The sequence below is a fragment of the Microbacterium sp. CGR1 genome (assembly GCF_051062835.1).
Taxonomy (GTDB): domain Bacteria; phylum Actinomycetota; class Actinomycetes; order Actinomycetales; family Microbacteriaceae; genus Microbacterium.
Window position 1 is genome coordinate 1,806,717 of record NZ_JAOTPG010000001.1, and the last position, 25,544, is coordinate 1,832,260.

Annotated in this window: 29 protein-coding genes; 9 read left to right on the forward strand and 20 right to left on the reverse strand. The window is 68.7% G+C overall.

Going from position 1 to position 25,544, the window contains the following annotated elements; genetic code table 11:
- The first annotated feature begins 40 nt into the window (after positions 1-40).
- Both OD997_RS09000 and OD997_RS09005 read left to right on the forward strand, forming a co-directional pair.
- The gene (locus OD997_RS09000) at positions 41-721 is read left to right on the forward strand and encodes a hypothetical protein (RefSeq protein ID WP_434331267.1); all 681 of its coding nucleotides are present in this window, start codon (positions 41-43) and stop codon (positions 719-721) included.
- The gene (locus OD997_RS09005; RefSeq protein WP_434331268.1) at positions 718-1,275 is read left to right on the forward strand and encodes a hypothetical protein; all 558 of its coding nucleotides are present in this window, start codon (positions 718-720) and stop codon (positions 1,273-1,275) included. Before OD997_RS09000 ends, OD997_RS09005 begins: the two co-directional genes overlap by 4 nt.
- A 350-nt stretch (positions 1,276-1,625) precedes the next feature.
- On the opposite strand, the gene OD997_RS09010 is transcribed toward OD997_RS09005, so the two are convergent.
- Entirely contained in the window at positions 1,626-2,909 is a 1,284-nt protein-coding gene (locus OD997_RS09010; protein WP_434331269.1) for a hypothetical protein, read from the reverse strand.
- Positions 2,910-2,989: 80 nt separating this feature from the next.
- Entirely contained in the window at positions 2,990-4,333 is a 1,344-nt protein-coding gene (locus OD997_RS09015) for a cytochrome P450 (protein ID WP_434331270.1), read from the reverse strand.
- Between the two features lie 158 nt (positions 4,334-4,491).
- Between OD997_RS09015 and OD997_RS09020 the strand changes: the two genes are divergently transcribed.
- On the forward strand, positions 4,492-4,929 hold the full coding sequence (locus OD997_RS09020) for an SRPBCC family protein (RefSeq protein ID WP_434332363.1): 438 nt from the start codon (positions 4,492-4,494) through the stop codon (positions 4,927-4,929).
- Between the two features lie 66 nt (positions 4,930-4,995).
- Positions 4,996-5,817, forward strand: a complete 822-nt coding sequence (locus OD997_RS09025) for a CPBP family intramembrane glutamic endopeptidase (protein WP_434331271.1) — start codon at positions 4,996-4,998, stop codon at positions 5,815-5,817.
- Between the two features lie 3 nt (positions 5,818-5,820).
- Here OD997_RS09025 and OD997_RS09030 read toward each other — a convergent pair whose 3' ends face one another.
- The 3 genes from OD997_RS09030 to OD997_RS09040 form a co-directional block, all read right to left on the reverse strand.
- Entirely contained in the window at positions 5,821-7,005 is a 1,185-nt protein-coding gene (locus tag OD997_RS09030) for a zinc-dependent alcohol dehydrogenase (protein WP_434331272.1), read from the reverse strand.
- Between the two features lie 80 nt (positions 7,006-7,085).
- The gene (locus OD997_RS09035) at positions 7,086-8,192 is read right to left on the reverse strand and encodes a fatty acid desaturase family protein (protein WP_434332364.1); all 1,107 of its coding nucleotides are present in this window, start codon (positions 8,190-8,192) and stop codon (positions 7,086-7,088) included.
- A 28-nt stretch (positions 8,193-8,220) separates the two neighbouring features.
- Positions 8,221-8,739 carry a hypothetical protein gene (locus OD997_RS09040; protein WP_434331273.1) on the reverse strand — a complete coding sequence of 173 codons (519 nt, stop codon included), beginning with the start codon at positions 8,737-8,739 and terminating at the stop codon, positions 8,221-8,223.
- 165 nt (positions 8,740-8,904) lie between these two features.
- On the opposite strand from OD997_RS09040, the gene OD997_RS09045 reads away from it, so the two are divergent.
- Both OD997_RS09045 and OD997_RS09050 read left to right on the forward strand, forming a co-directional pair.
- On the forward strand, positions 8,905-9,249 hold the full coding sequence (locus tag OD997_RS09045) for an ATP-dependent DNA ligase (protein WP_259162398.1): 345 nt from the start codon (positions 8,905-8,907) through the stop codon (positions 9,247-9,249).
- Positions 9,250-9,283: 34 nt separating this feature from the next.
- Positions 9,284-10,687, forward strand: coding sequence for a threonine/serine ThrE exporter family protein (locus OD997_RS09050; RefSeq protein WP_434331274.1), 1,404 nt, complete (start codon positions 9,284-9,286; stop codon positions 10,685-10,687).
- A 6-nt stretch (positions 10,688-10,693) separates the two neighbouring features.
- Here OD997_RS09050 and OD997_RS09055 read toward each other — a convergent pair whose 3' ends face one another.
- From OD997_RS09055 to OD997_RS09105, 11 genes are all read right to left on the reverse strand, one after another.
- Positions 10,694-11,329: a DUF1684 domain-containing protein gene (locus OD997_RS09055; RefSeq protein WP_434331275.1), complete on the reverse strand. Its 636-nt coding sequence runs from the start codon at positions 11,327-11,329 to the stop codon at positions 10,694-10,696.
- Between the two features lie 35 nt (positions 11,330-11,364).
- Entirely contained in the window at positions 11,365-11,709 is a 345-nt protein-coding gene (locus OD997_RS09060) for a cupin domain-containing protein (RefSeq protein ID WP_434331276.1), read from the reverse strand.
- Between the two features lie 51 nt (positions 11,710-11,760).
- Positions 11,761-12,336 (reverse strand): NADPH-dependent FMN reductase, encoded by a 576-nt coding sequence (locus OD997_RS09065; RefSeq protein ID WP_434331277.1) that lies wholly within the window; start codon positions 12,334-12,336, stop codon positions 11,761-11,763.
- Between the two features lie 163 nt (positions 12,337-12,499).
- Positions 12,500-13,588, reverse strand: a complete 1,089-nt coding sequence (locus OD997_RS09070; RefSeq protein WP_434331278.1) for an alkene reductase — start codon at positions 13,586-13,588, stop codon at positions 12,500-12,502.
- Between the two features lie 40 nt (positions 13,589-13,628).
- Positions 13,629-14,162, reverse strand: coding sequence for a MarR family winged helix-turn-helix transcriptional regulator (locus OD997_RS09075; protein ID WP_434331279.1), 534 nt, complete (start codon positions 14,160-14,162; stop codon positions 13,629-13,631).
- An 84-nt stretch (positions 14,163-14,246) separates the two neighbouring features.
- Positions 14,247-15,194, reverse strand: coding sequence for an ABC transporter substrate-binding protein (locus tag OD997_RS09080; protein WP_434331280.1), 948 nt, complete (start codon positions 15,192-15,194; stop codon positions 14,247-14,249).
- Entirely contained in the window at positions 15,191-15,961 is a 771-nt protein-coding gene (locus tag OD997_RS09085; protein ID WP_434331281.1) for an ABC transporter permease, read from the reverse strand. The genes OD997_RS09080 and OD997_RS09085 overlap by 4 nt, the downstream gene beginning before the upstream one ends.
- On the reverse strand, positions 15,961-16,713 hold the full coding sequence (locus OD997_RS09090; RefSeq protein WP_434331282.1) for an ABC transporter permease: 753 nt from the start codon (positions 16,711-16,713) through the stop codon (positions 15,961-15,963). The genes OD997_RS09085 and OD997_RS09090 overlap by 1 nt, the downstream gene beginning before the upstream one ends.
- Before the next feature lie 120 nt (positions 16,714-16,833).
- The gene (locus OD997_RS09095) at positions 16,834-17,292 is read right to left on the reverse strand and encodes a MarR family winged helix-turn-helix transcriptional regulator (protein ID WP_434331283.1); all 459 of its coding nucleotides are present in this window, start codon (positions 17,290-17,292) and stop codon (positions 16,834-16,836) included.
- A 1-nt stretch (position 17,293) separates the two neighbouring features.
- On the reverse strand, positions 17,294-18,976 hold the full coding sequence (locus OD997_RS09100) for a DHA2 family efflux MFS transporter permease subunit (protein ID WP_434331284.1): 1,683 nt from the start codon (positions 18,974-18,976) through the stop codon (positions 17,294-17,296).
- A 116-nt stretch (positions 18,977-19,092) separates the two neighbouring features.
- A complete protein-coding gene (locus OD997_RS09105) occupies positions 19,093-19,962 on the reverse strand; it encodes a helix-turn-helix transcriptional regulator (RefSeq protein ID WP_434331285.1) in 870 nt (289 codons plus the stop codon).
- Positions 19,963-20,063: 101 nt separating this feature from the next.
- Between OD997_RS09105 and OD997_RS09110 the strand changes: the two genes are divergently transcribed.
- A complete protein-coding gene (locus OD997_RS09110) occupies positions 20,064-21,272 on the forward strand; it encodes a multidrug effflux MFS transporter (RefSeq protein ID WP_056514583.1) in 1,209 nt (402 codons plus the stop codon).
- Between the two features lie 12 nt (positions 21,273-21,284).
- Here the strand turns inward: OD997_RS09110 and OD997_RS09115 are convergent, their stop codons facing one another.
- The 4 genes from OD997_RS09115 to OD997_RS09130 all read right to left on the reverse strand — a co-directional run bounded on the left by OD997_RS09115 (position 21,285) and on the right by OD997_RS09130 (position 23,486).
- A complete protein-coding gene (locus OD997_RS09115; protein ID WP_056514587.1) occupies positions 21,285-21,647 on the reverse strand; it encodes a hypothetical protein in 363 nt (120 codons plus the stop codon).
- Positions 21,648-21,737: 90 nt separating this feature from the next.
- Positions 21,738-22,550 (reverse strand): DUF1206 domain-containing protein, encoded by an 813-nt coding sequence (locus OD997_RS09120; RefSeq protein WP_434331286.1) that lies wholly within the window; start codon positions 22,548-22,550, stop codon positions 21,738-21,740.
- Positions 22,547-23,218, reverse strand: a complete 672-nt coding sequence (locus OD997_RS09125) for a phosphatase PAP2 family protein (protein WP_434331287.1) — start codon at positions 23,216-23,218, stop codon at positions 22,547-22,549. Before OD997_RS09125 ends, OD997_RS09120 begins: the two co-directional genes overlap by 4 nt.
- A 7-nt stretch (positions 23,219-23,225) precedes the next feature.
- On the reverse strand, positions 23,226-23,486 hold the full coding sequence (locus OD997_RS09130; protein ID WP_056514962.1) for a DUF6458 family protein: 261 nt from the start codon (positions 23,484-23,486) through the stop codon (positions 23,226-23,228).
- A 117-nt stretch (positions 23,487-23,603) separates the two neighbouring features.
- Here OD997_RS09130 and OD997_RS09135 point away from each other — a divergent pair, with 117 nt between their 5' ends.
- Together OD997_RS09135 and dinB are read left to right on the forward strand one after the other, a co-directional pair.
- A complete protein-coding gene (locus OD997_RS09135; protein WP_434331288.1) occupies positions 23,604-24,266 on the forward strand; it encodes an ArsR family transcriptional regulator in 663 nt (220 codons plus the stop codon).
- A 50-nt stretch (positions 24,267-24,316) separates the two neighbouring features.
- The gene (dinB, locus tag OD997_RS09140) at positions 24,317-25,513 is read left to right on the forward strand and encodes a DNA polymerase IV (protein ID WP_434331289.1); all 1,197 of its coding nucleotides are present in this window, start codon (positions 24,317-24,319) and stop codon (positions 25,511-25,513) included.
- The last annotated feature ends 31 nt before the right edge of the window (positions 25,514-25,544 follow it).

Sequence of the window (25,544 nt, forward strand, 5' to 3'; positions counted from 1 at the left end):
ATTCGTCGGACGCGGAAAACGCGCTCGCTAGGCTGGCCTCGTGAGCAAGACGGGGGATCACGACGGCGCCGTGCCGAAGATCGCCGTGCGCGCGGTCGTGGGCCGCTGGGTGCGTTCCCTGACCGACGTTCCCCGCTGGATCTGGATCGCCGCTGCCGCCCTCATCGCGCTGGTCCTCGTCGTGGTCGCGATCGGCGGTTTCGCGCAGGCGCAGACGGCTCCGACCGAGCTCGGCGCGGGCGACGAGGCGCGCGCCTCCGTCTACGCCGTCACCGTGCTCGACGCCGAGTTCACCGACGAGGTCGAGTCGGAATACCTCGAGGCCGAGCCCGGCGAGAAGCTGCTCGTCATGACGATGCGCATGGAGAACCTCTCGGATGCTCCGATCGGCGTCGGCACCACGGCCGACCGCACCAAGGCCGGCCTCGTCAACACCAACGACCCGCTGATCGAGCTCACCGGGGCCACCGCGACCGACTCGGTGTCGATCTGGCGTGCCGACGGCTCATCGGGCCAGGTGATCCTGCAGCCCGGCGTCCCGAGCGAGGTCACGCTCGCCTGGACAGTGCCGGACGACGCGTTCCCCGACGGCGTCGTCTCCCTCGACGTCCACGAGGTCGAGATCCGCCGCGGCGCGGTCATCCTGTCGTCGAGCGTCGTCACATGGCGCGCGGCCGAGACGTTCGCCCGCATCAGCGTCACTCCGACGGAGGCGCCATGAGACGCGCCCTGCCCTGGATTCTCGGCGGCCTGCTCGTGATCGCCGCGGGTGCGCTCACCGCTGTGACGCCCGACGACGAGTCCCTGGTCGGGCCGACCGTCCAGCGCGGCTCCTTCGGCGATGCGGTCGAATCGCGCACCCTCATCGCGACGGCATCCGAGGCGACCTTCGCCGACGAGGTGGCCGTCCCCTTCTCCGACTGGAGCGCCGAGGGCAACTGGCTCGTCGTGACGGTGGTCGCCTCCGCACCGACCACCGAGCTGGATTCCGCGATCCAGCTCGCGACCCTGGTGGTCGGCGATCGGGTGTTCCAGGCCAGCGAACGACCGTCGGCGTCGCTGAAGGCGACCCCGCTGCGCGTCGGAATCGACACCGTCGGGATGCTCGCGTTCGAGCTGCCGCCCGACGTGGAGTCGGGAACGGCCGAGCTGCGGCTGACGACCTCGTACTTCACGGCCGAACTCGACGACCTCGTCGCGATCCCGTTCTCCCTCGACGATCTGCCCCGCACACCGAGCATCGAGCTCTCCGACTCCGAGCTGGTCACCCCGTGACCTGGTGGCGCGAACAGCGCACGGCACTCATCGCCCTCGTGATCGCGGCCGCTGCGGTGGTCGGGGCGACCGTGTGGCTCGACGTCGTTCCGAGCATCCGACCGACCGACCGGGTCATCGAGGCCGAGTCGACCGTCGACATCGCGGGGCAGACGCTCTCACTGGGTCCCACCGAGTGGGGTGAGTTCGAGGCCCCCGAAGGCTCGCGAACGCTCAGCGTCCGCCTGAGCTCGACCGGAGGTTTCGACGCCTCGGTGTGCGGGCCGGCGACACTCACCGAGACCGACTCGTCTCGCACGTGGGTCAGCTCGCGAGCGGGCCTCGACGTGTCCTCCGACGAGGGCGAGAGCTCATGCACCATCGAGTCGGATCCGTACCGGATCCTGCTCGTCTTCCTGGTGCCGGATGACGCCGAGGGTCCCTTCCGTCTCGACATCGAGGGGAGCGACGCCGACGTCGCCCGCTTCGTCATCGAGCCCTGACGGACGGGTGTCGAGGCCCGCCTGCGGACGCCCGATCACGCCGTCGTAGGCCGTCGCGACGATCGCCACCCGCAGGGGCTCTGCCACCGCGGCGACCGCGACGGTGACGAGTGGGAAGAATCCGGCCCAGAACGCCGACTCGTGGCCGCCGACGAGCAGCAGCGCGCCGCGGCTGCCCGCCTGTTCCGCGAATCCCCAGGCAGCGTACGCCAGCGCATAGGCGCCGAAGAGCAGCGGCCCGCCCCGCCAGATCACGGTGACGGCTGCCCAGAGTCCTTCGAGCCGCATCACGAGCGTGCGGGCGACGCTCATCGCGGCACCGCGCGCCGCGCCTCCTCCCCAGCGCCCGAACGACGGGGTCGAGTCGAAGGTCGTGCCGAAGATCACACCGGCGACCGTCAGCCACGCGGCGGGAACGATGAGGGCCGCGACGAGGATGCCGAAGAGCCAGGTCGCACCCTCCCAGACGGTGGCCACGGGCTGGAGGTTGACGGCGAACCAGTCTCCGAAGCCCTGCAGCCAGCCGACCGCCTGGCGATCCGCGAACCAGCCGAGAACGCCGTTCCACCACCGGGCGACGAGCGTGAAGAGCATGAAGGTCCACAGCACCTCGGCGTAGGTGGCGAGGATGACCGTCCACCTCGGCAGCCGGTCGGCGAAACGGGTGAAGAGCAGGCGGGCGATCAGCGCGACGACGAGAACAGTCACCGGCAGCACGCCCACGGCGATCAGACCACCCCTGTCGCCGATCTGCGCGAGGTCGTATCCGGAATCGGCCAGCGCGATCGCGCTCGCGATCCGGAAGAAGTCGATCTGATCGACGTCGAGCAGACCCCACGCCGTGTAGAACGCGAAGAAGGGCAGGATCGCCGCGAGTGTGGCCGATCCGAACTCGCGGATGCCGCCGGCATCCTCTCTGCGGCTGTGCGGCAGAGAGGGCCGCACCGTGAGGTACATCGCGACGTACGAGACGAGACGAGCGGCGACCGCGAGCGGCAGGAGCAGCAGACCGCCGAGCGTGGTGTGGCCCCCGACGAAACCGGCCAGCTCGACGAGCACCCGGTGCAGGGCCTCACCGCCGAGGTACCAGGCCATGAGCGCAGGCCAGTGCCTGGCGACGATGCGCCCGAACGTCCGGAGGGCCTGTGACATGTGCCCTACCGTATCCGGTCGGGGTCGCCCGGATCACTCCGGGCGGGCGCGCCCGAGCACCGTGTCACCGTGTCACCGTGTCACCGATGGAAGGGACACCCGCCGGATGCCGGCGCAGACGCCGACCGCACCTGCCCACCCGAGCGCGGCTTGGTGGGGAGTCGGCGGCGGTTGACACCGAGTCCTTCGTCGAGGATCCGCAGGCCCGGGTCGCTCAGCACCGTGATCGCGGCAGCGAGACCCGCGATCGCAAGCTTCTCTCCGGGGCAGCGGTGGCCGGTCGCGACGTCGGCGCCGCCGTGCGGGATGAATGCGGCGAGCGCCTCGTAGTCGTCTCCGACGTCGCGGAATCGCTCGGGGTCGAAGCGCAGGGGGCGGGCCCAGAAGCGCTCGTCGGTGTTCGTGCCGAGGATGTCGAGGACGACGCGTCCGCCGGCATCCACCTTCTGCCCGTCGATCTCGATGTCGGCGATCGCCCAGCCGGGGAGCATCGGGACGAACGGGGAGGTGCGCCGGATCTCCTGCGCGAACATGACCGACAGCGGCCCGCCGACCAGGCTGCCTCGTTCTGCGGCCTCGGCGGTGATCCGTTCACGCCAATCGGGTCGTTCGTGCAGCTCCTTCGCCGCGAACGCGACGAAACGCGCGACCGCGATCATCGGACGGATGCTGTTCTGCAGCTCGACGCCGGCGATGCGGGCGTCGAGCAGCTCGCCGTCCTGGTCGCGATGGTGTGCCCACTGCTCGAGGGCGGTGCCCGCTTCGGCGCTCAGGGCTCCGTGGCGCACGGCCTCGATGAGCCGGGCGGAATGCCGGTCCGACCACCAGCGGTTGGTCAGGGCCGCGACGTACTCCGGCGAGTAGGGGGATCCGAACCCGTCGACGATCTGCGCGAGGCGAGCGGCCCACCGTGTCTTCGCGGCCGGAGTGCCGGGAACTCCCGCCCACCCCATGATCGCGCGACCCAGTGCGCCGACCGCTGCGTCATAGGCGCTGCGCGTGCCGCCGTCGAGCCAGGCCTGCCGCTCGCTCTGCCACTCGCGCTCGAGCCAGGGGGTCAGACGGTCGACCTGCGCGTCGTCGTAGGCGACCTCGACGAACGTGGCCTTGCGATTCTTGTGCTCATCGCCGTCGAGGCTGTGCACGGAGCCGTGGCCGAACAGACTCTCCTGCACGATCTGCGGCATGGCTCCGGAGCGCGCGATGCGACTCTCGTCATAGAAGAGCTCCACGCCTTCGACACCGCGCACCAGCACGGCGTCATCGCCGAGCAGGATCATCGGCGCCGATCGCGCACCGGGCCGCACCCGACGCCAGATGCGCGGGCCGAAGCCGTAGCCCCGGGTGAGCAGAGTCGGGGCGTCGTCGTGCGCGAGGGCGCCGAGTCGGCGTGCAGCGCGCGCGGGGAGGTCGATGAGTGCCATGAGCCGACGTTCGCAGAGACACCGCCGCCGTTCCAGGGGGAGGCGCGGATGCGGCGCGTGTGGTAGCGCTGTTCGGCATCCGCGCATCCGGCCGCGTCAAGGCCCTGGGCGGTGCGGACGGGTGGCACGACGATGCACTCAGGAGAGAAGAGGCCGACATGGCGAAGAACGTCCGCACGATGAACTGCCATCCCGACGATGTGTTCCGGGTGCTGAGCGATGCCTGGCTCTACCCGGCGTGGGTCGTCGGAGCCTCGCGCATGCGCGAGGTCGACGACACGTGGCCGCAGCCCGGAGCGGAGCTGCACCATTCGGTCGGCGTCTGGCCGGCTCTCCTCGACGACACCACTGTGGTCGAGGAGTGGGATCCGCCCCATCGGATGGTCATGCGGGCGAAGGGCTGGCCGATCGGCGAAGCACGGGTCACGCTCCGCGTGCGCTCGCACGACGACGGCGCGGTCGTGCGCATCGACGAGGACCCGGTGAGCGGTCCGGCGACGCTGCTGCCGAGCATCCTGACCGCTCCCCTGCTGCGTTGGCGCAACTCCGAGACGCTGCACCGCCTGGGCTACCTCGCCGAGGGCGGGGCGGCCTGACTCCGACCTCGCTCACCCATATATTGGTCTCGAGCCGCGACCTTCGCTGATGCGGAGGGATGAGCGATGACCGATGTGACGCAGTCCGGCTGGCGGCGGTTCTGGGAGAAGGGCGGCTGGTGGCGTGCGATCGTCCTCGTCGTCGTCTACTTCGTGCTCTTCAACGGCCTGTCACTGCTGCTGACGCCTCTCGCAGAGCAGATCACGGATCCGCAGAGCGCCGAGGCGATCCTCGTCTTCTACGCCATCCCGATCTTCGTGGGCTGCCTGCTCCTCGTCGCGTTCGCCCTCTCGGTCGGCTGGCTGCGGGAGATCTTCGGCCCTCAGCCGATCCGGGGACGAGGATGGATGTGGATCGCGATCGCTGTCGTGCTCGTGTTCAACGTGCTGCGCCTGTTGTCGGTCGATTACGGCGCAGCCGGGTTCGAAGTCGTCGCGACGTGGCTGCTGGCCGGCGTGTTCATCGGCTTCGCCGAGGAGGTGCTCACGCGCGGGTTCGTGGTGAATCTGCTTCGCAAGGCCGGACATCGCGAGATCGCCGTCGCCGCGATCTCCTCCGCGCTGTTCGCCCTCCTGCATGCGGGCAATCTGCTCACCGGGCAGTCCCTGTTCGCAACGGCCATCCAGCTGGTCTACACGTTCGGATTCGGCGTCTGCATGTACCTCGCGATGCGGGTGACCGGCACGATCATCGCCCCCATCCTGCTGCACGCCAGCACCGACCCGAGCATCTTCCTGCAGACCGCGTACCCGGTCGAGGGCGGCCTCGGCGCGCTCGCGGGGCTCGGCAACCCTGCGGTCATCATCGTCGGCATCGTCCTGCTGTTCTTCATCCGCGGGAGAGTCCAGCCGACCTCGACCTCTCCGCAGTTCGACGCGACGCGCTGACGCTCAGACGCGCGACGGCTGCAGCACGACCTTGATGCAGCCGTCGTCTTTGCGCTGGAACGTCTCGTAGAGTTCCGGCGCATCCTCGAGCGGCGCGGTGTGGGTCGTGAGATCCATGACGCCCAGCGGATCGCTGAGGTCCTCGACCAGCGGCATCAGGTCGTCGATCCAGCTCTTCACGTTGCACTGCCCCATGCGAATGCTCACCTGCTTGTCGAACAGGGTCTTCATGGGCATGATGTCGGCGTCGCCCGCGTAGACCCCGCTCAACGACACCGTGCCGCCACGGCGCACGACATCGATCGACGCGTACAGCGCGGCCAGGCGATCGATGCCCGCCTTGTCGAAGACCTGTCGGGCCGCCACGTCGGGGAGCAGTCCGACTGCCTTCTGCACGAGCGAGATGCCCGGGTTGCCGTGCGCCTCCATGCCCACGGCGTCGACGACGGCATCCGTTCCTCGCCCTCCGGTGAGGTCACGCAGCTGCTCGACGACGTCGTCGGTGAGGTCGAAGACCTCGGCGCCGTGACGCGCGGCCATCTCACGACGCTCGGCGACGGGATCCACCGCGAGCACCCGATAGCCGCGGTGCGCGCCCACCCGGGCGACGAACTGCCCGACCGGACCGAGGCCCATCACCGCGAGGGTGCCGCCGTCGGGGACGTTCGCGTACTCCACGCCCTGCCAGGCGGTGGGCAGGATGTCGCTGAGGAACAGGTAGCGCTCGTCGGGCAGATCGGATGCGACCTTGATGTGGTTGTAGTCCGCGAGCGGCACCCGCAGGAACTCGGCCTGGCCGCCGGGCACCTGCCCGTAGAGCTTGGTGTACCCGAACAGGGAGGCGCCGCTGCCGTACTCCTTCACCTGGGTCGTCTCGCACTGCGACTGCAGGCCCCGCAGGCAGAAGAAGCAGTGTCCGCACGAGATGTTGAACGGCACGACGACGCGGTCTCCGACCGTCAGATCTCGCACAGCGCTGCCCACCTCGACGACGACGCCCATCGGCTCATGCCCGAGGATGTCTCCCTTGTCGAGGAACGGGCCGAGGAGCTCGTACAGATGCAGGTCCGATCCGCAGATCGCGGACGAGGTGATCCGCACGATCGCATCCGTCGGATGCTCGATCATCGGATCGGGCACCTCCTCGACCGTCACGTTGCGCGTGCCCTGCCAGGTGAGTGCCTTCATGCTGCGTCCTCCTCGTCGGATGCCGAATGGCCACCCTCCGTCGCGCGCACCCGATGCGACAGAGGGTTGACAGCGGTCCGTCAGTGCGAGGCGGTGACGCCGAGGTGCGCCCGCTGATCCACGAGCGGGCACGAGAAGACGTCGCGCTCCCCGAGACCCACCCGGTTGATGTACCGGACGACGATCGCGTACGACGTGAACAGCCCGACCTGGGTGTACCTGACGTCGTGTGCATCGCAGTAGGCCGAGACGATCGGCGCTGCGCTGCGCAGGTGCGGCCGGGGCATCGACGGGAACAGGTGGTGCTCGACCTGATAGTTCAGGCCGCCCATCACGACGTCGAGCACGCGGCTCCCCCGCACGTTCCGGCTCATCAGCACCTGGCGACGGAGGAAGTCCAGGGTCAGGTCCTTCGGCACCACCGGCATCCCCTTGTGGTTCGGCGCGAAGGCGATGCCCATGTAGAACCCGAACAGGCCCAGCTGCACAGCGAGGAACACGACCGCGATGCCCGGAGACAGGACGATGAACACCAGCGTCACGAATCCGATCATCCGGATCGCGAGGAAGGCGATCTCGGCCCAGCGCCGTTCGAGTCGGCCCCGTGTGACCACCCGGCGCACGCTGGACGCGTGCAGGGAGAGTCCTTCGAGGAACAGGATCGGGAAGAACGCGAGTCCCTGGTGAGCCTGCAGCCAGGTGATCGCCGGGCTGTGCTGATGCGCCGCGGTCTCGGCGGTGACCGCGATCACCGGCAGCTCGATGTCGGGGTCGGCCCCGAGCTTGTTCGGATTCGCGTGGTGACGGGTGTGCTTGTGCTGCCACCACCCGTAGCTCATGCCCACGAGCAGATCGCCGAGGATGATGCTGACCCAGTCGTTCCACCGCCCGGACACGAAGATCTGCCGGTGGGCGGCATCGTGCCCGAGGAACGCGATCTGCGTGAAGACGATCGCGAGCGCGGCGGCGGTGAACAGCTGCCACCACGTGTCGCCGATCCACACGAAGGCCGTGAGGATGACGGCGACCATGAGCGGAGCCGCGATCAGCTTCGTCCAGTAGTAGCCGTACCGGCGACGCAGCAGGCCGCGGTCACGGATCTGCTGCGCCAGCTCGGTGAAGGTGCTCGATCCGCCCCGGGCGCTGTCGCGCGGCCGGGTGCGGACGGTCGGACGGATGCCGTCCATGATGACCTCTTCTCCGGCGTCGTCCGCTCTAGGAGCGGAAGGCACCGCCCTCTTCGACCCAGTCCTCGATGCGCGCATCGTCATCGAGGACGGCGGCGATCGGACGGCGGGCGAAGACCACCGATTCGGCGAGAGCCGCGACGGATGCCGCGCGCTCCTGCTCGCGGACGGTGGCGTCCTGGAAACGCAGGGCCGCGATCTCTCGTGCGGCCACGAGGGCCGCGCTGATCTCGGCGAGGCGTTCCGCGATGACGGCAGCGAGGCCGTCGCGGAGTTCCTCCAGGTTGGTGTTCGCGATCTCCAGACGACGATCGGCGACATGGAGCTCGACGGTCGGGAATCCGTTCGCGGACAGGTGGGCGCGCGTCTCGCTGCCCTGGATCGCGGCGACCTCGTCGCGATCGGTCTTGCGCGTGAACACCGCTTCGACGGTGTAGCGGTCGGGAGCTTCGTCGGTCATCAGGGCCGCCGGAAGCGAGCCGATGAGGATGGATTCCAGACCCAGCAGTTCGGAGCTCTGCCCCGCGATCTTCAATTGTGCGTTCATGTGCTGACGTTACGCCTGCATGCTGTACGCGTTCACAGTCTCAGAGCCCGATTCGAGCCCGTTCCGCACCCGCCGGTCAGCGATATATGGGAAACTGGTCACACCACCGGTGATCATCCGATCGCGCCTCATCACACGGGTTCGTGGCGAACTGAGGAGATCATCATGGGAAAGCTCATCTACGAGGGCAGCGTCAAGTCCGAGATCGAAGATCGCGCTCTCACGCACCTGCAGCTGGTCATGACCGCGAAGCTGCGGCGCGGCGAGCCGTTCGCGTTCACGTGGCGTGAGGACATGAGCGTCGGCGGCGGACGCACGACCGTCTGGATCCACGCGGGCAGCTCGCTGGTCTTCAAGTACAGCGGCAGCCGTCAGCCGTCGATCAACCGCGCCTGGGTCGAGGCACTGGCGTTCACGGCGAGCGCTCCGAGCGGCCTGTACCTCGTGCACGAGCCCGCCGAGGGCAGTGCGCCTCCCGCCGAGCGCCTGGACGTTCCCGCGCACGCCTGACACCGCGCACGCCTGACTCGGGGAGAATGGGGACATGTCCCCGAATCCCCAGCGGCGGCTGCTCGCCTCGGTGCGCAGGATCCTGCACACCGACCCCTCGACCGTCGCCCACACCGAGGCCATGCCCGTCATCGACGAGCGCACGGTGCCGCGCGTCCTCGACCTCGCGACCCGCATCGGCGAATCGATGTTCGCGGTCGGTGCGTCTGCGCACGAGGTCACACTCGCGATCACGCGCGTGTGCTCGGCGTACGGGATGCGCGACGTCCAGGTCGACGTCACCTACAACTCGATCACCGTCTCGTTCCACCTGAGCGGCGAGGTCTGGCCCGAGACCCTCGTGCGCGTCGTCCGCGTCGCCGCTCCCGACCACGCGAAGCTGCAGCGCGTGCAGGCACTCGTCGCCGACATCGACGACGGGCTCGATCTCGAGTCGGCCCGCACCGCGTTCCGGGTGCTCCGACGCGTGCCCTTCCGGTACCAGCAGCCGGTCGTCGTCGTCGCCCGCGCGCTGCTCGCGGTCGGCGTCAGCATCATGCTCGGCGCCTCGCCGATCATCGTGGGACTCACCTTCGTCGCGGCGCTCTGCGCGGCTCTGACCCAGGCGGGTCTCGCCAGGGCTCGGGTGCCGCTGTTCTTCAGCCAGATCGCCGGAGGCTTCGTCACCACCGTCGTCGCCGTCGCGGTGACGGCACTCGGCTCAGCGGGGATCGAGCCTTTCGTCGGCATCCGCCCCTCGATCATCGTGGCCTCGGGCATCGTGCTCATGCTCGCTGGCCTCACAGTGGTCGGCGCGGCCCAGGATGCGATCGACGGTTTCGCGCTCACGGCGGGCGGTCGCATCCTCGATCTCACGATGCAGACGCTCGGCGTCGTGATCGGGATCCTCGTCGGGCTCGAACTCGGCAGCGTGCTCGGATTCACGATGGGGCTGCCCGATGACCCCGCGCCCTTCGGTCCGCTGCTGAACCAGTTCGCGGGCGCGATCATCATCGCGGTCGCCGTCGCCGTGTTCAACGGCGCAGGAATCCGGATCATCCTCGTGAGCGCACTGCTCAGCGCCGTCACGATCGCCGGCTACTCGTTCATGGTCGGCCTGAACCTGCATCCGGCGGCGGCGAGCGCGATCGGCGCACTGCTCGCGAGCTTCATCGGCATGCTGATCGCAGTGAACCTGCACGTGCCGTCGGTCGCCGTGACGACCGCGGCGATCGTGCCGCTCGTGCCCGGTGTCGCCGTGTTCCAGGGGCTCCTCGAGATGATCCACTCCGCGGGTTCCACCGCCGGCGTGGTCGGAATCGGCGGCTCTCTGGTCGACGCGGTCGTGATCGGCATCGGCCTCGCCTCCGGGGCGTCGCTCGGCCTCTACCTCGGCACGCCCGTGCGCGCGACCCTCAACAGCGTCGCGAAGACGCGCGCACGCGCCGTTCGTCGCTGAGGTCGCTCAGGCCGGAGCGCCCGAGTACGTCTCGCCCACCGGCACCGCCACCTGCAGCACGTTGCCCGGCTGCGCCAGGGGGCAGGCCCACGCCGGGTCGTAGGCGCATGACGGGTTGTACGCGAAGTTGAAATCGAGCACGATCGTGCCGCGCTCGGCATCCGATCCGAGGTCCGCGCCCTTGATCGTGTCGATCAGGTAGCGACCACCGCCGTAGGTGCCACCGGGGCGCCCGGCGAGCGCGTCGCGCACCGGGATGAAGAGCCCCCCGCCGTAGGTCGTCAGACGCCAGATGTCGAGCGATCCGGTGTCGGGGATCTCGACCTTGCCGACGCGCTCGAACGGCACGACCCCGTCGGTTCCGGTCGCGAAGTCGAAGCCGCCGGGTTCCGCGGGCAGGATCGGCAGCTCGAAGCGCCACTGCGGATCGTACGAGGCGATGGGCAGCCCCTCGAACAGAGCCCGGTCGCCCGGCAGCAGCGGAGTCGCCGGGTGGTGCAGCATCAGGTCGTCGCGCTCGATGCGCCAGAGCTCGTGCGCCTCCTCCGGCGATTCCGCCTGACGGACGGCGTCGTAGAGAGCGAACACGCGACGTCGCCAATCGACGACCTCGACGGCGATGCGGGCTTTCGTGAGCGTCATGTGGTTCAGGCTACGCGCCCGGCCCGCCTGGTCGCTCAGGTTCGCGGCCCGAGAGCCGAAGGATCCGCTTCTCCCGCGGCATCGCCCTTCAGCTCGATCAGGATCGTGTGTGTGGGCGTGGTTCCGGTGTTCTCCCCGGAATGACGCTGCGCGGCGAGCCATACCGCTTGCCCTGCGGGCAGGGTCGTATCGAAGACCCTGTCCCCCGCCGACAGCCGACGCGAGAAGTCGCTGAGCGTGACCATGACGCTGTTGGGGTGGTCATGTGGCGTGGTGCGGTCACCCGGTTCGTCCGTGTACTCGAGGACGCGCACGAAGTCGTTCTCCCACAGCGTGCGGTAGTGATCGGGATTCGTCAGGGTGGGATCGTCGGTGACCATGGGCTCACGGTACGCCCGGCGATCCCGCCCCGACAGGGGGTCTTGAGACGCTCAGCTCTCGGTGTCGCGAGGAAGCACGGTCAGCACCCGTTCGATGTGGTCGCGGAACTCGGTCATGTACGCCCGCAGGAAGGTCGCGGTCCCCGCATTCTTCACGGTGCCGTCGTCGGCGTAGTCGTCGGGGACGAACTGGATGTAGGCCTCGGGGGCGGTCATCTGTCGGGCGTTGCAGAAGCTCAGCACACCGCGCAGGCTCTGCTGCGCGACCGCCGTGCCGATCGCGCCGACGGACGCGCCGATCACCGCCGCGGGGATGTGGTCGAACGAATTCTGCCCCCACGGACGCGATGCCCAGTCGATCGCGTTCTTGAGTCCGCCGGGGATCGATCGGTTGTACTCCGGGGTGACGAACAGCACCGCATCCGCCGAGTCGATGGCCTCCTTCAGCGCGACCGCGACCGGTGGATAATCCTCGTCGAAGTCCTGGCTGTAGAGCGGCAGATCGCGGATGGGGATCTCGAAGAACTCCAGGTCCTCCGGAGCGAGCCCGATCAGCGCTTTCGCGAGGATGCGGTTGATCGAGGTGGACGAGAGACTTCCGACGAAGTATCCGACTCGGTATGTCATGACTGCTCCCCTTCTCGTGTGACGTCTCCTGCGACGCCGCATTCAGTCTCCTCTCACCGAGCGTCAGGGTCCAGGGGCCCCTGCGACACGCGCTCGTCCGACGTCGCCGCAGACGCATCGACGGGTGGGAGCCGAAGCCCCCACCCGTCGGTAACTCACCCGCTCAGGCTCCGGCGCGGACGCTCTCGAGCGAGGGGTAGTCGGTGTAGCCCTCGGCGGTGCGACCATAGAACAGTGCGGGCCGCGGCTCGTTGAGCTCGGCATCCTGACGCCAGCGCTCGACCAGGTCGGGGTTGGCGATCACGGGGCGGCCGGCGGCGACGGCATCCGCCCATCCGTCGGCGACGAGGCCCTCGGCCTCTTCCCGGCTCGTGGCGACGCCGAAACCGGAGTTGATGATCAGGGGCGCACCCAGCGTGCGGCGGATGCGCTGCACGAGTTCGCTCGTCGGCGCGGCATTCAGGATGTCGACGAAGGCAAGTCCCAGCGGACGGAGTCCTTCGGCGACGGCGAGGTAGGTGGCGAGCGCGTCGTCGTCGTCCTCTTCGAGGACGCCCTGGATGTTGTGCTGCGGCGACAGGCGGATGCTCGTGCGGTCGCCGCCGACCGCTTCGGCGACGGCGGTCGTGACCTCGATAGCGAAACGCGCGCGGTTCTCGGGCGAGCCGCCGTACTGGTCGTCGCGGACGTTCGACACGGGCGAGAGGAACTCCTGCACGAGGTAGCCGTTGGCGCCGTGCACCTCGACGCCGTCGAGACCCGCCGCGATCGCGTTGCGCGCGGCCTGCACGAACTGCTCGACCACCTCGGGGATCTCGTCGAGGGTCAAGGCGTGTGCGACAGGCATGTCGACCTTGCCCTCGGGCGTGTGGGTCTGACCGGGAGCCGCGAGCGCACTGGGCGCCACGACGCGGGGCTCGCCCGAGATCGCCGGGTGCGAGACGCGACCGCCGTGCATGAGCTGCATCACGATCGTGCCGCCCTCTTCGTGCACGGCATCGGCGATACGACGCCAGCCCTCGATCTGCGCGGACGTCACGATGCCCGGCTGCCCGGGGTACGACTTGCCCTCGGCCGCAGGCCACGTGCCCTCGGTGATGATGAGGCCCTGCCCCGCGCGCTGACGGTAGTACTCCACCATCGTCTCGGTCGGCACGCCCGCGTCGTCTGCACGGGTGCGGGTGAGGGGCGCCATGACGACGCGGTTGGACAGCGGAAGGGCGCCGAAGGCGGCGGGCTCGTAAAGACTCACAGTGAGGGGTAAGGCGCACCGCTCGTCGTGTATTCCCCGATCAGGATGCCGGGGTCTTGCCGTCCGCCCGGTCGGATGCTCCGCCGCCGAGCTCCGAGAGCATCTCGGCGAAGCGATCGAGGTCTGCCTGCGACCAGCGGCCGAGGCGCTCAGCGAGCCTGGCCTCGTAGCGTGAGCGCGCGGCCGTGACCCTCTCCTGCGCGAGCTCGGTGGCGACGAGAACGCGCGCTCGACGATCGTCGGGGTCTCGCACGCTCTCGACGAGACCCAGCTGTTCGAGCTGTCGCACCTGCCTGCTCACGGCGGTCTTGTCGGTCTGCAGGCGTTCGATGATCGCTCCGGCCGAGGTCGCCTTGCCCGTCGCGATCGACGTCAGCACCTGGTAGCCGAGGGGCTGCAGATCAGGGTGCACGGTCTGCGCCGCCTCACGCCAGCTCACGCGGATGCGGGCGAAGAGCCGCCCCAGCTCGTGCTCGACCCGGGACACCGCCTCGTCGATGTCGAGGTCGCCGTCAGACGGAGAATCCAACTCGGGTGCGTCGGGTCCGGCGTGTTCGTCGGAAGAGGCACTCATGCTCGCCATGATACGGCGAAGCCCCGCTGTCGGTGCGACAGCGGGGCTCCGATCAGATCGCCGATTCGCGAATCGTCTGCGAGATCACTTGTCGAGCAGGCCTGCGGCGGTGAGCCATTCTTCGGCCGCGGTCGCAGCCGACGCCTTCTCGTCTCCCTCGACCCGCTCGCGCAGGTCGATCAGGTCGTCGGTGGTGAGCTTCGCCGAGATCGCGTTGAGCACCTCTGCGAGCTTGTCGGTGTAGATGTCCTTCGAGAGCAGCGGGATGACGTTCTGCGCCGAGATCATGTTCTCGGGGTCCTCGAGCACCACGAGATCCTCGGCCTTGATCGCCGGCGAGGTCGTGTAGATGTCCGCGACCTGCACCGTGCCGTCGACGAGCGCCTGCACCGTGTCGGGGCCGCCGAAGTCCTCGTAGGGGACGAACGTGACCTGTCCTGCGTCCACGCCCACGCCGTAGACGTCGCGGAGGCCCGGGATGCCGTAGCCGAGCTCGCCGAACTGCGGGTTCGAGGCCAGCGAGAAGGGCTCCAGCGCCTTCAGGTCGCCGATGGCCGTGAGGTCGTTGTCCTCGGCGGTCTTCTTCGTCACCACGTAGGCGTCCTTGTCCTCGGCCTCAGCCGAGTCGAGCACCTGCAGGTCGTCCGCGCCCACGGCATCCGGCAGCGCGGCGTCGACGTCCTCGGTCGTGCGCTCCTCGTAGGCCGTGTCGTAGTAGGCCAGCAGGTTGCCGTTGTACTCCGGGATGAGGTTGATCGAACCGTCCTGCAGGGCGGGGATCGTCTGCTGGCGCGGACCGATGTTGAACTTGGTCGACACGTCGAAGCCTTCGGCCTCGAGCGCCTGCGCGTAGATCTCGCCGAGGATCTCGCTCTCGGGGAACGCGAAGGATCCCACGATGATGGAATCGCCGTCGGCGGCGTCACCGCCGGACGACGTCGGGTCGGCGGTCGCGCAGCCGGCGAGTGCGACGGCCGTGCCGACGGCGAGCAGGCCGGCGGTCAGCCGGGTGGTACGGGCTCGAGAGGTCATGCGGGGGTCCTTTCGTCGAGGATCGGTGCCACGTCGGCATCCGATCTGTGTCGCTGCGAACTGCGGAGGGGACGCATCGTCTGCCCCCGGGTGCGGGTGAGACGCTGGAGGAGCGCGAAGACGCCGTCGACGCTCAGCGCGAGGGCGGTCACCAGGAGCGCCCCACCGAGGATCACGGTGTAGTCGTTGAGGCCGATGCCGGAGGAGATGATGCGCCCGAGGCCGCCGAGTCCGACGTAGGAGGCGATCGTCACGGTCGCGATGACCTGCAGTGTGGCCGAGCGGATGCCGCCGATGATCACCGGCAGTCCGAGCGGGATCTCGACTTTGCGCAGGATCTGCATCTCGGTCATGCCGATGGATCGCGCCGCATCGATCGATTCGCGACCGACGCTCTCGAGCCCGGCATAGGCCCCCGCGAGCAATGACGGTATCGCCAGCAGGACGAAGGCGATGACGGAGCCGACGAGAACGGCAGGCGTTGTGCTGAGCCCTGAGCGCAGCACCATGGTGAGGAAGAACAGGAGCCCGAGCGTCGGGAGCGCGCGCATGCCGCCGGTGAAGCCGATGACGAACTGCCGACCGCGGCCGGTGTGCCCGATGTAGAAGCCGAGCGGCAGGGCGATGAGCATCGCGATGACGAGCGAGACACCCGAGTAGAGGAGGTGCTCGACGAGTCGGTCGCCGATGGGCAGCGGGCTCTGCGAGCCGGGCACCCAGTTGGCGGGGTCGAAGATCCAGGCGATGGCGTCGAGGAAGAAGTTCATCAGACACCCGTTCCCGGATGCGGGAGCACTCGACGGATGTCGGCGCTGTCGGCATTCTCGGCGGCGGCGTCTGTTTCGGTGGCGGTGTCCGTGGCGTCGCCGCGCCGGGTGCGTACACCGGCGGCGCGGCTCCACGGCATCAGGAGGCGCCCGATCGCCACCAGGATCAGGTCGAAGACGAGAGCGATGAGCAGACTCATGACGATCCCGACGACGACCTCCTCGAGGATGCCGCGCTGCTTGCCGTTCTGGAAGAGGTAGCCGAGGTTCTCCGAGCCGATGATCACGCCCACCGAGACGAGGGCGATGGTCGACACCGAGACGACGCGGAGGCCGGCGATGAGCACGGGGCCCGCGAGAGGGAACTCGACGCGCCAGAATCGGCCACTTCGCGAGAACCCGATGGCCCTCGCCGACTCGATGATCGCCCGATCGACCGATCCGAAGGCGTCGGTCGCCGAGCGCAGCATGATCGCGACCGCGTAGATCGTGAGCGCCACGACCAGGTTCGTGTCATCGAGGATCCGGGTGCCGAGGATCACCGGCAGGATGACGAAGAGCGGCAGGGACGGGATCGTGTAGAGCAGGCTGCCCGTGGTGATGATGAAGGTCCTGGCGACGCGATTGCGACTGGCCACCCAGCCCAGGGGCACCGCGATCATGAAGCCGAGGACGATCGGGATGATCGCCAGGCGGACGTGATTGATCGTGAGATCGAAGATCAGTCCGAGATTGGAGGCGATCCAGTTCACCGAAGCACCGTCCCGTCCGGTCTTGGTACGCCGAATCGCGCAGCCCAGACTTCGACTGAACCACAGAATATCGCGCTCGACAAGCCGCGATGTCACGTGGGGTGATCGGCGATATGGCGATCAGACCTCTGCGAGGAGTCGGAACACCTTCGAGGCGACGTGGATCTCGTCGGGGGTCAGCTCGGCGACGACGGTGCGCAGTCGCGAGGCGTGGTCCCGGCGCAGCTCTGCGAGTGCGGCGCAGGCCGACGGCGTCGCCGTCAGCACGCGGAGCCGCCCGTCGCGCTCGTCGGGGCGCGACTCGATCAGGCCCAGCTCCTCGAGCATCCGCACCTGCCGGCTGATCACCGACTTGTCCATCTCGAACCGCTCGGCGAGCTCGTGGGCGTTGGCGGTCTCTGCCCTCTCGATGAAGGTGAGCAGCTTGTAGCCGCCCACCTGCAGCTCGGGATCGATCCGCGCCGCCGACTCCTTCCAGAGCGTCCTGGTCCTCGCGAAGATGAGGTTCAGGTGCGTCTGGAGATCACCGAGCGCGGTGTCGACGTCCGGAGACGTCGCCACCGCGTCCGTGGTGACCATGTCAGCGCCTCGAGTCCGGGTCCTCGCGCTCGAGCACGGTCACCGAGTTCGTGGTCGGCGACGCGGACTCGACGCCCGAGATCCGGATGGTGCCGGTCGACATCGTCGCACCGACCTCTGCCTCGGAGACATCGAACACCGATTCCTCGGCCTGCTCGCGCAGCTGCTCGGCAGCGTTCTTGGTCGACAGCGGCTTGTTCTTGATGAACGCGATCGCGATCACGGCGATCACCGCCAGCGGGATGGCGATGATGAACGCGTCGGCGATCCCGTGCCCGTACGCCCCCTCGACGATCGCTCGGATCGTGTCGGGCAGCTGAGTGACCTTCGGGACGTCGCCCGTGGCGAGGTGCTGCAGAGCGTCGACCTCTTCAGGAGTGCTCGGCGTGAATCCCTCGAGCGCGTCGGAGATGTAGTTGCCGACGCTCGTCGAGAGCGTCGCACCCATGACCGTGACGCCGATGGTGCCGGCGATCGTGCGGAAGAAGTTGACGTTCGACGAGGCCGCGCCCAGCTGCTGCGGAGCCGTGTCGTTCTGCACGATGAGGGTGAGGTTCTGCATGACCATGCCGAGGCCCGCGCCGAGGACGAACATGTAGGTCGCCACCAGCGGGAACGGGGTGTCGTAGCGCAGCGTCGACATCAGCGAGACGCCGATCGTGGTGAGGACGGAGCCCGTGAGCATCCAGCCCTTCCACTTGCCGAACCGGCTGACGAGCTGACCGATGATGATCGACGCACCCATCTGACCGATGATCATCGGGATGGTCATGAGGCCCGACTCGGTGGGTGTGGCGCCACGGGCGAGCTGGAAGTACTGCGCGAGGAACACCGAGGTCGCGAACATCGAGACGCCGATGGCGATCGAGGCGATGACCGAGAGCGTGAAGGTGCGGTTGCGGAACAGCGACATCGGCACGATCGGTTCCTTGACGAAGAACTCGACGGTGATGAAGGCGGCGATCGCGACGCCCGCGGTGACGGCGAGCATGATGCTCGTCGAGGAGTCCCAGTCGAACTGGCTGCCGCCCATGGAGACCCAGATGAGCAGGGTCGAGACGCCGACGGCGAGGAGCACGATGCCGAAGTAGTCGATCGACACCTTGGTGCCGCGCTGGGGCTTGGGCAGGTGCAGGGTGAACTGCAGCAGCACGAGCGCGAGGATCGCGAAGGGCACGCCGACGAAGAAGTTGGAGCGCCAGCCCCAGACGTCGGTCAGGAGTCCGCCGAGCAGCGGGCCTCCGATCGTGCCGAGGGCCATGATGCCGCCGACGACGCCCATGTACTTGCCGCGCTCACGCGGCGAGATGATGAGGGCGACGGCGATCATCACGAGCGACATCAGACCGCCGACGCCGATGCCCTGGATGACACGGACCGCGATGAGCATGTTGGTGTCGGTCGAGAAGCCCGCGATCACGGTGCCGACCGTGAAGATGATGAGCGACAGCTGCACGAGGATCTTGCGGTCGACGAGGTCGGCGAGCTTGCCCCAGATGGGCGTCGAGACGGCGGTCGCCAGAAGGCTCGCGGTGATGACCCAGGTGTACTGGGACTGCGTGCCGCCGAGGTCGGCGATGATGACGGGCATCGAGGTCGACACCACGGTGCCCGAGAGCACGGCGACGAACATGCCGACGACGAGGCCGGAGATCGCGGTGAAGACCTCGCGCGGTGAGCGCACAGGCTCAGCGATGGAGGATGAAGAAGGCGTAGTCACAGTGGAAGAGCTCCTGCGTAGAAAGTTGATTAGTGTCAACTATACGCTTATGGTTGCCAAAGTGCAACTATCGACCCGGGTCAACCATCCTGGGGGAGCGGATGGGCGACCCACGACGCGAGCAGCGCGAGGCGCTCGGCAGAGGGAGAGCCGGGTTCCGCGGAGTAGATCAGCAGCACGTTCCCGGGCTCCGCGGTGATCGCCAGCTCCTCGTACGCCAGGGTCAGCTCGCCGACGAGGGGATGCTGGAACCGTTTGGTCCCCGCGCCGTGGATGCGCACGTCGTGCGCCGCCCAGAGGTGCCGGAAGGTCTCGCTGCGCGTCGACAGCTCACCGACGAGGTCCTGCAGCCCCTTGTCGTGAGGGTCGCGCCCCGCCTCGGCGCGCATGATCGCGACGCACATCTCGGCGAACAGGTCCCAGTCGGGATAGAAGTCGCGCGACACGGGGTCGAGAAACTGGAACCGGGCGAGGTTGGGCGTGCGCCCGGCTTCGCCGATCACGGGCGAATAGAAGGCACGACCCAGATCGTTCACCGCGACGAGGTTCTGTCGCGGGTCTCGCACGAACGCGACCGCATCGGTGATCGATGCCAACGCCCATCGCAGGCTGGGCCTGGTGAGCTCGGGCTTCGTCGTGCGGCGACGAGTGCGGCCGCTGGAAGGGATGCCGTCGGCGGCCCGGGCGAGGTCGAGCAGATGCGCACGCTCGGCGTCGTCGAGCTGGAGAGCGGATGCCAGGGAATCGAGCACCGCGGCAGAGGCACCGGCGATCGCGCCGCGCTCGAGCTTCGCGTAGTACTCCACGCTGACTCGGGCGAGCGCCGCCACCTCGCTGCGTCGAAGTCCCTCGACGCGCCTGTTGGCTCCGCCGACGAGCCCGACGGCCTCCGGGGTGATGCGAGCGCGCCGGCTCATCAGGAACTCCCGCACCTCGGATCTGTTGTCCATGATGAGGACGCTACCCCGCGGGGAAGCCGCGGGGGAGGCTCTCGCAGTACACCTCTCACCAGGGACTCCCCCGGACTGCCGGGCTGGCGGACGCTGGATGCATGACGACCGCCGCCCAGTATCCCGCCAGCAAGGCGCTTCCCGCGCTTCTCCTTCTGCTGACCGTGTTCGGCCCGATCTCGATGGATCTCTATCTGCCTGCGCTCCCCGCGCTCACGGCAGAGCTGGGCGCTGCCACCTCTGTGGCGCAGCTCACCGTGACGGCGTGTCTCATCGGCCTCGCCGCAGGGCAACTGATCGCCGGCCCGGTGTCCGACAGGCACGGACGTCGCGGCATCCTGCTCATCGGCATCGTCGCTTACATCGCGATGTCGCTGCTCTGCGCAGCGAGCCCGACGGTGGAGCTCCTGATCGCCGCCCGCTTCGTGCAGGGCCTCGCCGGTGGCGTCGGCATAGTGATCGCGCAGGCGGCAGGTCGCGACGTCTTCACCGGCCGACATCTGATCCGCTTCTACGCCCGCCTGACGGTCGTCGGCGGCTTCGCGGCGGTCGTGGGTCCGCTGCTCGGCGGTCTGCTCAACACCGTCGCCGACTGGCGAGGCCTGTTCGTCTTCCTGGCGGTCATCGGCGCAGGCGTCCTGGCGCTGACGCTGCGGCGGTTCGGAGAGACTCTGCCCGCAGAGCACCGCACGACCGGCGGGCTGACCCGCCTCCTTCACGACTACCGCACGCTGCTGAGCGACCGGGTCTTCGTCGGCGCGATCCTCAACCAGGGCTTCCTGTATGCCGCGCTGTTCGCGTATCTGTCCGGCGCGACGTTCGTGCTGCAGGACATCTACGGGCTCTCGCCGCTCGAATACGCGCTCGCCTTCGGGGCGAACTCGGCGGGCTTCATGCTCTTCGGCCATCTCGCGGGCAAAGCGTCGGAGCACGGGCATGTGCGGGCGACCCTCACGGTCGGGGTTGTGATCGTCGCGCTCGGCGCCGCAGGGCTGCTGATGGCGGGCCTCTCCCCGATGCCGCTCTGGGTGGTGCTCGCGTCCCTGTTCGCCCTGGCGATCGGAGTATCGATCTCCTCTCCGCCGGCGACGACTCTCGCTCTCGCCGGGTACCCGCAGATCGCAGGGACGGCATCGTCGCTGCTCGGCATGATCCGCTTCGGATTCGGTGGTGTGGCGGCCCCGCTGGTCGGCGTCGCAGGCTCGTTGAGCATCCTTCCGCTCGGCGTCGTCACCGTCGCGGCTGCTGCTTTCGCGGCCGGCGCCCTGCTCCTCACCCTGCGCGCCTCACGCTCCTCCGTCCCGGTGTGACCGAGGGGTGCGTCAGGCGCGGGCAACCCCGGAGCCGTCGAGGTCCAGATCCACGTCGAGGTGCCAATCGCCGTCGTCACCGTCGGCATCCTCGGCGGCGTCCCGCTCGGGGTACAGGCGGTGCGCTCGCAGACTCTGCGCCTGCGCACTGAAATCCGGCTCGGACCCCTGGAAATCATCGTGCGGACCGACCAGGAGATCGTTTCCGACACCGACGACGAGCTCGGCGCAATCGTCGCGGCCGTTCAGGATGATGGGGATCTCGACCGCATCCGACTCACCCTCGCTGGCGATGGCCGCGGCGAGTCTGACGAGCGAGTCCGCCACGTCATCCGTGGTGACCAGTTGCTGACCTGCATACGAGACGATCTTCATGAGTCGATCATCGCCCGATCCGACGGAATCCGAATCGGGGTTGCACCGGGTGCCCGTCGTTCGATAGTGCGCAGAGCCGGGGCCGGAGGATCACATGCGGGCGTAACGGGCGCGGGCGAAGCAGAACAGGCCGTAGAGCACGAGCCCCGCACCGACGACCCAGAGGATGACCGCGCCGAAGGGCAGCCCTGCCAGGGTGCGGAGGGCCGAGTCGAGGCCGCCCGCCGTCTCGGGGTCGTGCGTGAGCGCGGCGATGACGAACAGCACACCCGCGACTCCGACGGCGATGCCCTTGGCGACGTAGCCGGCCACGCCGAACGCGACGATGCCCGAACGCGCCGCTCCCCCGGGCGCCGAGAGGTTCTTCATGAACGCCCGGGTGATGCCGCGCACGACGAAGGCGATGCCGACCGCGGCGACGATCAGGCCCACGAGCACCAGCAGCGCGACGCCTGCGGGCGCCGCCAGGAGCTTGGCGCTGAAGGACTGCGACGATTCGGACGACTGCGACTGACCGCCGAGGGCGTACACGAGGGCGGTGGCGCCGATCGCGAGGTACGCCCCGGCGGTGCCGAGGAACTTCACCCGATGCGCCCACTTCTTCTTCGAATCGGGGTCGCGCTCGATCACGGCCTCCGCGATCTGCCAGATCGCGAGCGCCAGCAGCCCGAGCACGATCAGCCAGAGCAGGAACACCCCGGCGGGCGACTGCTGGATCTGCTGCATCGCGCCGCCCTGGTCGGCATTCTCTCCGCCCCCGCCTGTTGCGATCGAGATCGCGATGCCGCCGATGAGCAGATGCAGGATGCCGAGCACGACGTAGCCGATCCGAGCGAGAACTCGGAAGGTGGTGGAGTCCTGCGCGGCGTTGGCCGCCGAGGCGGCCGAGTCTCGAGTGTTCATGTGGTCACACTGCTTTCCGTCGTCTCTCCGCCGGCCGATGCCGCTGCGGATCTGCTGGCGCGCCGAGCCCTCGCGGCATCGACGCAGACCCACACGAAGCAGGCCACGGCGATGCCCTCCAGCAGGCCGGCCACCACATCGCTGAGCCAGTGCGCGTGCAGGTACGTGCGGCTCCACATCATCGTGACGACCCAGGCCGCCCCCAGCACCCACACGTACCAGCGACGGAACGTCAGGGCGAGGATCACCGCGACCGTGGTCGCCACCGCGGTGTGTCCCGACGGGAAGGACGTCGCGACGCTCTCGGCGAGGGAGTCCTCGGGTCGGGTGCGGCCGATCACGGCAGCCATCGTGGCGCCGATCGCGACGACGGCGACCATGGCGATCGCCAGCGTCGCGGCATCCCACCGACGCGTGCGCCACACCAGCCACGCGATCAACGCCGCGCCGATCACGATCATGCCGAGGGTGCCGCCGACGACGGCGGGCACCCAGGCCACGACGACCCAGACGTCGCTGGTCAGCGACACCATCAGGTCATGCCACCAGACGTCGATAGCGAGCGGCTCGTGTCCGCCCATCGCCACGAGGGTGCGGAGCACCACGAAGGCGACGGTCGCCGAGACGCCCGCGATCAGGGCCGCGGTGGATCGTGCGACGCCGACCACGCCGTGGTCAGGCGATCGGGTCGTTGTTGCGGATGCTGCGTCGCGTCACGCGCTCGCCGGTGGCCGGGTCGACGGCGGTGCGGTCGACGGTCTCGGTGCGACGGCTGCGCATCACGAGGACGAGGCTGATCAGGAACACGACGACGCCCGCGCCCATGAGGATGTACCCGATGAGATCGAGATCGACGTAGCCGCCGGTGTCGATGTTGATCGCGAAGACGAGGATCGCTCCGATGACGAAGAGCGCGATTCCGCTGCCGATACCCATGTTGTCCGTTCCTCTCCGAGACCGCGCCTGCGGTCTCGCGTCGACAACAATAGGGTCAATGACGGTTGAGTCAATAGCCGTGGACACACTTTCGCAGACATGGTATGGATGAAGGCGATGACTGATCTCGAACGCCGCGCGGCGATCTTCGCCGCTCTCTCGGATCAGACGCGCCTGCGCATCGTCGACCTCCTCACGCTGGGAGATCTCTCCTCCTCCGAGATTGGGACCGCGCTCGACCTGAGGTCGAATCTGATCGCCCACCACCTCGGGGTGCTCGAATCCGCGCAGATCGTCTCGCGCACGCGGTCGGAGTTCGACAAGCGCCGCAGCTACATCGGCCTGCGCCCCGAGGTGTTCGACACCCTCGCACCGACGAGCGTGACGCCCCCACGCCGGGTGCTGTTCGTCTGCACCGCGAACTCCGCGCGCTCGCAGCTCGCCGAGGTCATCTGGCGTGACATGAGCGTCATCGACGCCGCATCCGCGGGCACCCGCCCTGCCGCGGTCGTGAACCCCGAGGCCGCTGCTGCCGCCGCCAGACACGGACTGGCGATCGACCCCGGTCGCCCTCCCCGTCACGTGGACGATGTGCGCAGCGACGGCGATCTCGTCATCACGGTCTGCGACGATGCGCATGAGCGACTGCGCATCCGCGACGATCTGCACTGGTCGATCCGCGACCCTGCCCGCATCGGCACGCCCGCGGCATTCGACGCCGCCTTCGACACCCTCTTCCAGAGGATCCGCGCCCTGTCGTCCCGACTCCTCGCCGCCTGAGCCGATGTCCCCGGTGCGTGCAATCATCTGCACGTCGATCGGAGGACGGAATGCGGGGCGAAGCCACCGTGCTGCATGCCGACCTCGATGCGTTCTACGCCTCGGTCGAACAGCGCGATGCGCCCGAGCTGCGCGGCAGGCCGGTGATCGTGGGCGGCGGAGTGGTGCTCGCCGCAAGCTATGAAGCCAAGGCCCGTGGGGTGCGCACCGCGATGGGTGGCCGCCAGGCGATCGAGCTCTGCCCCGATGCCGTGGTCGTGCCGCCGCGCATGGAGGCGTACTCGGCGGCGAGCGCAGACGTGTTCGCGATCTTCCGTGACACGACCCCACTGGTCGAAGGCCTCTCGATCGACGAGGCGTTCCTCGAGGTGGGTGGCCTCAGGCACATCGTCGGCACGCCCGAGCAGGTCGCGGTGCGGCTGCGTGAGCGGGTGCGCACTGAGGTCGGGCTGGCGATCTCGGTGGGGGTCGCCCGCACGAAGTTCCTCGCCAAGGTCGCGAGCGCAGTCGGCAAACCCGACGGGCTGCTGGTGGTCGAACCGGACCGCGAAGAGGAGTTCCTCCTCCCCCTGCCGGTCGAACGGCTGTGGGGCGTCGGAGCGGTGACGGCCGAGAAGCTGCACCGGTACGGCGTCCGTACGGTCGGTCAGCTGGCGGAGCTCGAGGCGGCGACCGCCGAGCGGATGCTGGGCAGGGCCGTCGGCGCCCATCTGCATGCCCTGGCCCGGCTGCGGGATCCTCGTCCGGTCGACACGACTCGACGCCGAGGGTCCATCGGCTCGCAGCGCGCACTCGGCACCCGTCCGCGAGCGACCGAGGAACTCGACCTCATCCTCACGCAGATCGTCGACCGCCTCGCCAGGCGCCTGCGCGACGGCGACCGGGTCTGCCGCACGGTCGTCCTGCGTCTGCGTTTCGGGGACTTCACGAGGGCCACCCGGTCGCGCACGCTCGGCTCCCCGACCGACCGCTCCGCGATCCTGCTCACGGTCGCGCAGACACTGCTCGGAGCCGCGCAGGCCGAGATCGCCGAGCGCGGCATCACGTTGATCGGCATCTCCCTGTCGCAGCTCGACCGCGCCGAGAACATGCAGCCCGAGCTGCCGATCGACTGGGGCGACGAGCAGCGCCTCGACACCGTGCTCGACGCCCTGCGTGATCGCTTCGGCGCGGCATCCGTCTCCCGCGCCGCGCAACTCGGTCGCGATGCGGGATGGTCGAGTCCGATCCTTCCGGAACACGAGTGACGGCGTGACTCCCCTGGCGCCTCTTTGAAAG

Bases quoted from the DNA above. Each gene is read 5' to 3' on its own strand.
- OD997_RS09005 (WP_434331268.1), top strand. From the start codon at position 718: ATGAGACGCGCCCTGCCCTGGATTCTCGGCGGCCTGCTCGTGATCGCC.
- OD997_RS09010 (WP_434331269.1), bottom strand. From the start codon at position 2,909: ATGTCACAGGCCCTCCGGACGTTCGGGCGCATCGTCGCCAGGCACTGG.
- OD997_RS09015 (WP_434331270.1), bottom strand. From the start codon at position 4,333: ATGGCACTCATCGACCTCCCCGCGCGCGCTGCACGCCGACTCGGCGCC.
- OD997_RS09020 (WP_434332363.1), top strand. From the start codon at position 4,492: ATGGCGAAGAACGTCCGCACGATGAACTGCCATCCCGACGATGTGTTC.
- OD997_RS09025 (WP_434331271.1), top strand. From the start codon at position 4,996: ATGACCGATGTGACGCAGTCCGGCTGGCGGCGGTTCTGGGAGAAGGGC.
- OD997_RS09030 (WP_434331272.1), bottom strand. From the start codon at position 7,005: ATGAAGGCACTCACCTGGCAGGGCACGCGCAACGTGACGGTCGAGGAG.
- OD997_RS09035 (WP_434332364.1), bottom strand. From the start codon at position 8,192: ATGGACGGCATCCGTCCGACCGTCCGCACCCGGCCGCGCGACAGCGCC.
- OD997_RS09040 (WP_434331273.1), bottom strand. From the start codon at position 8,739: ATGAACGCACAATTGAAGATCGCGGGGCAGAGCTCCGAACTGCTGGGT.
- OD997_RS09045 (WP_259162398.1), top strand. From the start codon at position 8,905: ATGGGAAAGCTCATCTACGAGGGCAGCGTCAAGTCCGAGATCGAAGAT.
- OD997_RS09050 (WP_434331274.1), top strand. From the start codon at position 9,284: ATGTCCCCGAATCCCCAGCGGCGGCTGCTCGCCTCGGTGCGCAGGATC.
- OD997_RS09055 (WP_434331275.1), bottom strand. From the start codon at position 11,329: ATGACGCTCACGAAAGCCCGCATCGCCGTCGAGGTCGTCGATTGGCGA.
- OD997_RS09060 (WP_434331276.1), bottom strand. From the start codon at position 11,709: ATGGTCACCGACGATCCCACCCTGACGAATCCCGATCACTACCGCACG.
- OD997_RS09065 (WP_434331277.1), bottom strand. From the start codon at position 12,336: ATGACATACCGAGTCGGATACTTCGTCGGAAGTCTCTCGTCCACCTCG.
- OD997_RS09075 (WP_434331279.1), bottom strand. From the start codon at position 14,162: ATGAGTGCCTCTTCCGACGAACACGCCGGACCCGACGCACCCGAGTTG.
- OD997_RS09080 (WP_434331280.1), bottom strand. From the start codon at position 15,194: ATGACCTCTCGAGCCCGTACCACCCGGCTGACCGCCGGCCTGCTCGCC.
- OD997_RS09085 (WP_434331281.1), bottom strand. From the start codon at position 15,961: ATGAACTTCTTCCTCGACGCCATCGCCTGGATCTTCGACCCCGCCAAC.
- OD997_RS09095 (WP_434331283.1), bottom strand. From the start codon at position 17,292: ATGGTCACCACGGACGCGGTGGCGACGTCTCCGGACGTCGACACCGCG.
- OD997_RS09105 (WP_434331285.1), bottom strand. From the start codon at position 19,962: ATGGACAACAGATCCGAGGTGCGGGAGTTCCTGATGAGCCGGCGCGCT.
- OD997_RS09110 (WP_056514583.1), top strand. From the start codon at position 20,064: ATGACGACCGCCGCCCAGTATCCCGCCAGCAAGGCGCTTCCCGCGCTT.
- OD997_RS09115 (WP_056514587.1), bottom strand. From the start codon at position 21,647: ATGAAGATCGTCTCGTATGCAGGTCAGCAACTGGTCACCACGGATGAC.
- OD997_RS09120 (WP_434331286.1), bottom strand. From the start codon at position 22,550: ATGAACACTCGAGACTCGGCCGCCTCGGCGGCCAACGCCGCGCAGGAC.
- OD997_RS09130 (WP_056514962.1), bottom strand. From the start codon at position 23,486: ATGGGTATCGGCAGCGGAATCGCGCTCTTCGTCATCGGAGCGATCCTC.
- OD997_RS09135 (WP_434331288.1), top strand. From the start codon at position 23,604: ATGACTGATCTCGAACGCCGCGCGGCGATCTTCGCCGCTCTCTCGGAT.
- dinB (WP_434331289.1), top strand. From the start codon at position 24,317: ATGCGGGGCGAAGCCACCGTGCTGCATGCCGACCTCGATGCGTTCTAC.